The sequence below is a fragment of the Polynucleobacter aenigmaticus genome, from assembly GCF_002206635.1.
GTDB lineage: Bacteria > Pseudomonadota > Gammaproteobacteria > Burkholderiales > Burkholderiaceae > Polynucleobacter > Polynucleobacter aenigmaticus.
In genome coordinates, this window is the sequence record NZ_NGUO01000036.1 from 1 (window position 1) to 1209 (window position 1209).

The 1209-nt window shown below is 47.8% G+C and carries 1 protein-coding gene; it reads left to right on the forward strand.

The genetic code is table 11. The features are described from left to right. Nucleotides 1–1209, forward strand: a 1209-nt coding sequence (locus tag CBI30_RS11020; protein WP_240553581.1) for an IS3 family transposase, incomplete at both ends; no start/stop codon positions are given.

Here is a 1209-nt window from a genome sequence, read left to right on the forward strand (position 1 = left end):
CGCATGGCCCTGGTGGCCTTACTCCAGACCACCAACGTCACCCTCCCCAGTTCAAGCTTGAAGTGCTGCAGTACATGACCAAACACCAAGTATCGGCCAGACCAGCTGCGGCCCACTTTGGCATCCGCAGCATGAGCACTGTATTGCGATGGCAAAAACTCTACAATGAGGGCGGTATTACAGCCCTTGCCAATCGACAGAGAGGACAACAGCCTATGTCCCAATTTAATATCAAAGCATTACTCAAAAAGACCTGTCTCGGAACTCACACCTGCAGAGTTGCGACGACGTTTGGAGTACGCCGAAGCGGAGGCTGCCTACCTAAAAAAGTTAGAAGCCTTAGCTCAGAGCAAAGCAGCAAAAGAGAACAAGCCCAAGTAATTACTGAGCTAAGGCCGCATTACCGTTTATTAGACTTACTGCTGATCGCCAAACTGGCTAAGAGCGTGTATTACTACTGGCGAGCAGCCAGTAGTCATCATGAGCCCGATCCCTATCTGGATGCTAAGACTCAAATTAGCGCAATCTACCATCGCCACAAGGGCCGCTATGGCTATCGACGGGTGCTACTAGAGCTACGCAATCAACAGCAATACCTAAACCACAAGACCGTGCAAAAGCTCATGGGCCAACTAGGACTAAAGTCTCTTGTACGCCCTAAGCGCTATCAGTCTTATAAGGGGTCTGTGGGTAAAACAGCCCCCAATCTACTGGAGCGTAACTTTGTGGCTACCAAGCCCAATCAAAAGTGGGTCACCGATGTCACCGAGTTCAACATCAAGGGCGAGCGAGTGTACTTATCACCGATCTTAGATCTGTATAACCAAGAGATCATCTCCTATGAGCTTGCTGATCGGCCGCAGATCAGCTCTGTAATGCAGATGCTAAAGAGCGCCTTCAAACGACTCAAGAATGAAGGCAGGCCAGTATTGCACTCCGACCAAGGCTGGCAATACCAAATGGGGCTGTATCAACAGGCCCTGCAAGAACAAGGCGTTACTCAAAGCATGTCTAGAAAAGGGAATTGCTTAGATAACGCCGTGATGGAGAACTGGTTTGGGATTATGAAAACTGAGTTCTTCTACCAACAAAAGTTTGACGATGTTCAATCATTTAAAACCCAGCTAAAGGAATATATCCATTACTACAACCATGATCGAATCAAACAAAAACTAAAGGGATTGAGCCCGGTAAATTACCGAACTCAAT